Source organism: Bacillus sp. BB51/4 (genome assembly GCF_008368845.1).
Lineage (GTDB): Bacteria > Bacillota > Bacilli > Bacillales > Bacillaceae_G > Bacillus_A > Bacillus_A wiedmannii.
The window spans coordinates 1-5,705 of the sequence record NZ_QOSC01000011.1 but is presented as its reverse complement, the minus strand read 5'-3'; the positions used below and the strand labels follow the sequence as shown (position 1 = coordinate 5,705).

Sequence of the window (5,705 nt, the reverse complement as noted above, 5' to 3'; positions counted from 1 at the left end):
TCACAATTTTCCATTCACCAAGTTTTCCATCTGTTAACCAGTACAATTCATCACCATTATCAGTGTATGCCCATGGAAGTATCCCCCCACTTGAAGGGTAAACATCATGTTTATAATATTGCGGAAAATTTTTCTTAGATTGAATATATGAATCTGTCATTTCCTTCTGCCTACCAAGATAATTTACATTTTCATCGTTTACAAAAGGAGTTAATATCCACAAGAAATTGTCAATACCGCCTGTGCCATAAATTTCAATAAATTTTACATAGTCTGTAGGCAATTCCGTACCAAGAGCGCCGAAAAACTTTCCCCATTGTTCTTTATCCCCAGTTTTTTGTGGGAATTCTGGAGGAGGGAGAATTTTAATTAACTTATCCAAATAAATCGACTCCTATTTTTTATTTATTATTGTAACATCTAAAGAAAAATCATTTGTTCCCCTTGCTTTTAACGTAACACCTTTATGCATTAAATTATTGCTCCCGTAGATCGAAATTGATTGGCTAGTTCTGCTACTAGTACGAATCATGTCCTGTGTAATTGTTGCATTAAACATAGGATTTTTAGGTTGCAAAGAAATATTAGGCACTCTTTCCTTTATACTATCTGTAAACTCATCTATGCTACTTTGAGCAAAAAACTCTGATTTATCAATACCATTAACATTCACTTCTGCTAGAGCAAAGTTCCCAGACTTTTTATATCCACTAGTCAAATTTCCTCTTAGTTCTTTCACTCTATCAATTATATGTGCTTCTGCTACTGAATCTATTTGCCTCGTTGGATACACTTTTCCCGTACCCTTAGCACCATCTTTTGACTTCGCAAACTTATAATAAGCTTCTATCAATTCACCTTGAGGTATTTTGGTTACAATAGTTCCACCAACACTAGAGAATGCATAGGACGCATCCCTCTTAAATGATTGTAACATTTCAAGCATTGGCTTCAATTCTTTTGCTAGTTTTACTGTGTACTTACTCCACTTGATGCTTTTGCTCCTTTTGCGATATGACCGATTTTATTTTGTGACTCATCGCCCAATAAAATGTCATCTCGCCTATGCTCGTACTTTGTTTTTATACCCTAGTATTGCACACAGTACTCCATGATGGTACAACTATCATGAGTCTTTGCTTTTTAATAGCCTGCTTCTTTTTCTTTCCACTTCAAAAATAAGTTCTTTATTTCTCATTTGTCTTATATGCCTGTGTATAATTACTTTAACACTGTAAGCTTTGTCATTCTTGTGTGTAAAATATAAGATTAAAAACTTAATTATGTTAAATCTGGTAGTTTTGGCATTTTAATAGTTTAAGAAGTAATAAATGCTATGAATGAACGTAGAACAAAAGGGAAGGTGGTTTCTAATCCGTCAACTGGATTGGCATACTTTGAAACAGAAGTATTGACAAATGGTGAGCTGGATAAAATTACAGCTTGGATGGATGATAGCGATTGGTGGTACGAGTATATTAAAAAATAAACATTTGAAAGGAAAAACATATTAAGGCTTATAAGCTAGCTCTTTTTTTGGGATGATATACTCCATGAGAGTAATGATAATCTGTTTTTCATTTGCTTTTGAAATCGGATTAGTTTTATTAGGAACATTGTAATGATCAAGATTTACAATATCATAGTAGTGTATTGATCTTGAAGCACAGAAAGAATAGTTCTCCTTACCGCTAGGCATTTTTACTGAACCTTCAAATGCACCATTTTAGTCTCCGATTGAAAATAGTCTTTCTCGTCTCTGTAATGCTTCCTCACATAATCTTTTGATATTTAATATACAAACTGAAGCTTCATCACCAAACCCTTCCAATAATTTACTATCCAATAGATTAACACAAGTTGCAATTATATTTTTTATATCATTTTCATCAAAAATTGTATCGTCATAAGGATCTATTCCATATAGAGGCTGAATATCAAAAGAAACCTTGTTTCTAATATGGTATAGATAGTTTTGAAGCTCATCATCGAATTCCACACATTTTGATTTAAAATCAATGCTATCCATATTTTTTCCGATGTAAAAGTCTAAACTCATATTATAATCCTCCTATTTTTTAGGGAACGCAGTTATTACATTTCCATTCTTATCAATAACTACTTTCAAAGTGCTAACAAGCCTTCCATTAGCTTTAATACCAATGGATTGTCTGAAAGTTTGTTCGAATATATATCCTTCTCTCCCAGAAGTATTTTGCTTAACTAACACACCATGTCCTTTTAATGTACTATCTATTCCGGCCCTTATATCAAAGTCAGAATTAAATTTTGATTTGTTTGCAAAAGCTGGATTATTGGTATTACTTCCATGCCTTTCTAAAATATGATTAGTATATACTCTATTATGTAAGGTATAATTGTCAGCTACATCGAACACCTTTTTAAGTTGAGATTTTGGTTTTTTACTAGGATTACCTGTATTTTTAGAATTATTTCTTTCTTTATCGAGCTTTTTAGTCTCTTTAACTTTATTAACACGCTCTCTAGAAGATGGAGAAGACTCGAATTTTTGAAGAGTCTCCTTAGCATTTTGAATCGATTTATTCCAAACAAACCCATCAGTTCCTACTTCTGCCACGAAAGTTTAAAAATTAGATTCGCCTATGAGCGAAATACCTTCAAACATTTCTACAGTGGACCCGGTTATTGAATAATATTATCCTGCTTTTTCTAATGTTTCTTGACGTTGAAAAACATACTATGTAACAGCAATTGAAGCCTGTGTGTATGTGAAATACGAGGTACAAAAGAGTATTCGCTTAAATAATAATTTTCAATTTAAATCAACAAGAGAGACCTCAAATGTGAAGTCTCTCTTGTTGATTATTTTCCATAAGTAACTCGCCATTTATTTGTTTATTTTAAGACAGATAACGTGGTTCATTCAAATATATATCCTAAAGAAAAATTTTTTCCTGCCGTCATAATCTAGTAGAATAGATTCAATTAATTCTTATTAATTGCGATAAATTCACTAGGAATCTCATCTGCTAACCAAACTTTTTCATTTCCTAAATAAAATTTAACGCCTTCTTCTCTAGCTTTTTCAGTATTAACTTCTAAATTAATAGGATGCTTATCTTTTCTTTTCCCCACTAATTCAGCAGTTATAATATCTTCAGAAAGATGAACATATTGTCTAGACATAGGTGATAGCCCATTTGATTCAATAGAATTTAAAAAGCGCGGAGATGTACCATGATAAAGAAATTCAGGTGGAACTCCTTCTTCCTTTACTATTTTCATGGGAATAGAATGTCCATACAAGGCACGAATTTTATTTTCTTTTAGCTCATGCCCTTTTTTCTCAGATTTCTCAATCATTATTTTTAAATCTTCTATCTTCACATCTCTCCATTCAATGGATTGGTGAAGTGCGTGTAAAAGTTGCTCAACAGAAATCCACCCATTCTCATCTAACTCCAATTCGTATTCCCATGGAGCATGACGTAAAGCATAAGATACTTCTTTACTTAAATCATTAAATATTTTTTGATTATTCAATTTCTTCACTCCGGTTGTAATCTATCATTTCTTTCATAGCAACTTCGACCCAATCCCAAAAGTCATCAAATTCTTTTCTTTGTTCAAAACCTTCAGAAGCAAAATCATGAATAAGTTGAACTTTACTTCCTTTGCCAATCTCAAAACACGCAATGTCATCGTTGTCATCTCTTCTAGCAAAAGGAATTAAATTTCTTTTTGGATATCTTTCCTTTAAATCATGATACCTTCTAGTAGCCTGTTCAGATTTAATTAAATACCATACATCAAAATCAACTAAATTCAATTCCACTAATTTTTGGTAAGGTTCAGGATATACATATATATCTTTATCAACGTAATACTGTTCCATAGCTATAGCACTTCTTTCTATTTCATTTTTTCTAACTCAAAAGAACCCATTGGATTATTATTTCTAAAACTAGTCTTTTGCTTTAGAACTCTTAAGTCTAGAGCTTCTCCCCAAGTTTTAGGTACTCCCTTTTTAGTTGTAAATCTATCAATCAGATTTGTTGGAAGTGGATCTTTATAGTTTCTAATAGTTGCTTGAACTTTTATTCCAACCTCTCTAGCTGCAGCAATATTGTCTTCCTGCTCTTGTAAGTTCAATTGTTGTTCTTGCAAAGTAAATTGTTTCATCTTGGTTTGCCAGCTTGTACTTCTATAATCTCTTGAGTTCTTCTCATTGTTTCTTTAAAGAATCGACATTGATTTCTATTAGATATCCTAAGTACACTCATACTCTCATCTGTCTCTTATTCTTGCAACCAATTTCGTACCACTGATGAACACCCTTTACAGGTGTTAAAAACATAGAAAAACCTTGAAAAGCATATATGCCAATCAAGGTCTCAGTTTATATACCACCTATTATTTACATATTTCACTTTCCCATACTCTTTTTCCGTCAGTTAAAAACACTGCACATGGTGGATCATCATAGAGAGAAATTTCAACCAATGAACTTTTTTCTTGTATCAACCAATTATATACAATACCTTCGTTAGTAGAAGGTTGAGATAAAATATGATTTACTTGAAATGCTGTTGCATAATATTCTGCGTATGCGGGGTCATCATCATCTAATCCATTGTCTGTCTCATAAAATGTGTCTGTTTTACCTATAATTCTCAACCCGCTGTTCCACTCTAATATGATTTCTACACCTTCATGCTCTGTTAATGTTTTAAATAAAGAATCTGCTTCCATAGACATCCTCTTTCTTAATTTTATTCTGATGGTTTTGCTGGTACTATATGGGCACCATCTTTTCCATAATGTATCATTCCTCTATTAGTCTCTATATATTGTCCGGTCACAGTGTCATAGTATTTACCTATTGGTTTACCAAAGTCCACTCTTTCTTTATTTTTGGTAACAGTGGTTCCTTTTCCTGCAAACTTATCAAGCAATTCTTGTGCTATTTTATTATCGCCATAGAAAATGCTCTTATTTTTTCCATTTGCTAATTCTTGTTTATAATTCGGTGTATCGGGAATATGCTTTTCTTGAGCTCCTGCTTTCACTTTTATTGGATAACCATTTACTTCACGGTATGGACCTTTAGGTACAGAATCTTTTCCATAAGAAGGTATTCGATTACTCGCACCCTTACCTCCACCAGAAGACTGGATTTTTTGAATAGTATCCTTAGTATTTTGAATCGATTTATCCCATACAAATCGACCATGTGCAAAAAAACTAGCCCCAGCAGCTGTTGCTGCTATATCTAATGGAATAACAATTGGTGATGCTAACCCACCAGTTCCTACTTCTGCCACAATAGTTAAGAAATTAGATCCGCCTATGAGCGAAATAGCTTCAAACATTTCTACAATGGAACCGGCTATTGATATAACATTTCCGGCCAACCTTCCAGCTTGGTAAGTTGTCTTACTTTCTAATTTATCATCCTCATGTGGCTGTAGTCCAAGAAAGTTTTCTAGTGCTGTATCACCAGCACCTTGAAAAAATACGATAACTCCATGCAAAAATGATTGCGTATAAAGAGCTGTTTTTTCATGCCATGATCTATCGTCTTCCTGTTCTTGTAAGTTCATTTGTTGTTTTTGCAAAGTAATTTGTTTCATCTTGGTTTGCGAGCTTGTACTTCTATATTCCCCTGAGTTCTTCTCATTGTTTTTTCACAAATCCGGCATTGATTTCTTATTAGATATCCT

General features: G+C 33.1%; 8 protein-coding genes and 3 pseudogenes. 1 reads left to right on the top strand and 10 read right to left on the bottom strand.

Translation table 11 applies throughout. The features are described 5' to 3' along the window. The 3 genes and pseudogenes from DN392_RS14590 to DN392_RS31200 form a co-directional block, all read right to left on the bottom strand. On the bottom strand, nt 1–382 hold a 382-nt coding region (locus tag DN392_RS14590), incomplete at its 3' end, for an SMI1/KNR4 family protein (protein WP_088321669.1). Nucleotides 383–394: 12 nt separating this feature from the next. Next, the gene (locus DN392_RS31205) at nt 395–793 is read right to left on the bottom strand and encodes a deaminase domain-containing protein (RefSeq protein WP_229195332.1); all 399 of its coding nucleotides are present in this window, start codon (nt 791–793) and stop codon (nt 395–397) included. Further along, nucleotides 790–1,050: pseudogene (locus DN392_RS31200) on the bottom strand (hypothetical protein); the annotation flags it as partial. The gene DN392_RS31205 and the pseudogene DN392_RS31200, both read right to left, overlap by 4 nt. A 232-nt stretch (nt 1,051–1,282) precedes the next feature. On the opposite strand from DN392_RS31200, the pseudogene DN392_RS14580 reads away from it, so the two are divergent. Then, a pseudogene (locus DN392_RS14580) lies at nt 1,283–1,489 on the top strand (N-acetylmuramoyl-L-alanine amidase C-terminal domain-containing protein); the annotation flags it as partial. A gap of 237 nt (nt 1,490–1,726) precedes the next feature. On the opposite strand, the gene DN392_RS30810 reads toward DN392_RS14580, so the two are convergent. The 7 genes and pseudogenes from DN392_RS30810 to DN392_RS14540 form a co-directional block, all read right to left on the bottom strand. Beyond that, complete coding sequence (locus DN392_RS30810; RefSeq protein ID WP_048526186.1) at nt 1,727–2,059, bottom strand: hypothetical protein; 333 nt, start codon at nt 2,057–2,059, stop codon at nt 1,727–1,729. Nucleotides 2,060–2,071: 12 nt separating this feature from the next. Beyond that, nucleotides 2,072–2,599, bottom strand: coding sequence for a hypothetical protein (locus DN392_RS14565; protein ID WP_064057271.1), 528 nt, complete (start codon nt 2,597–2,599; stop codon nt 2,072–2,074). Nucleotides 2,600–2,967: 368 nt separating this feature from the next. After that, nucleotides 2,968–3,525, bottom strand: coding sequence for an RNA 2'-phosphotransferase (locus tag DN392_RS14560; RefSeq protein ID WP_088091597.1), 558 nt, complete (start codon nt 3,523–3,525; stop codon nt 2,968–2,970). Continuing rightward, nucleotides 3,518–3,877, bottom strand: a complete 360-nt coding sequence (locus DN392_RS14555; RefSeq protein WP_064057273.1) for a hypothetical protein — start codon at nt 3,875–3,877, stop codon at nt 3,518–3,520. The genes DN392_RS14560 and DN392_RS14555 overlap by 8 nt, the downstream gene beginning before the upstream one ends. A gap of 17 nt (nt 3,878–3,894) precedes the next feature. Next, on the bottom strand, nt 3,895–4,164 hold the full coding sequence (locus DN392_RS14550) for a hypothetical protein (RefSeq protein ID WP_061673129.1): 270 nt from the start codon (nt 4,162–4,164) through the stop codon (nt 3,895–3,897). Between the two features lie 231 nt (nt 4,165–4,395). Continuing rightward, nucleotides 4,396–4,734, bottom strand: coding sequence for a hypothetical protein (locus DN392_RS14545; protein ID WP_064057274.1), 339 nt, complete (start codon nt 4,732–4,734; stop codon nt 4,396–4,398). A gap of 20 nt (nt 4,735–4,754) precedes the next feature. Continuing rightward, nucleotides 4,755–5,615 (bottom strand): annotated as a pseudogene (locus tag DN392_RS14540) (polymorphic toxin type 50 domain-containing protein); the annotation flags it as partial. Nucleotides 5,616–5,705 lie beyond the last annotated feature (90 nt).

Coding starts and splice junctions, on each gene's coding strand:
- DN392_RS14550 (WP_061673129.1), bottom strand. CDS start 4,164: ATGAAACAATTTACTTTGCAAGAACAACAATTGAACTTACAAGAGCAG.
- DN392_RS14545 (WP_064057274.1), bottom strand. CDS start 4,734: ATGGAAGCAGATTCTTTATTTAAAACATTAACAGAGCATGAAGGTGTA.
- DN392_RS14555 (WP_064057273.1), bottom strand. CDS start 3,877: ATGGAACAGTATTACGTTGATAAAGATATATATGTATATCCTGAACCT.
- DN392_RS30810 (WP_048526186.1), bottom strand. CDS start 2,059: ATGAGTTTAGACTTTTACATCGGAAAAAATATGGATAGCATTGATTTT.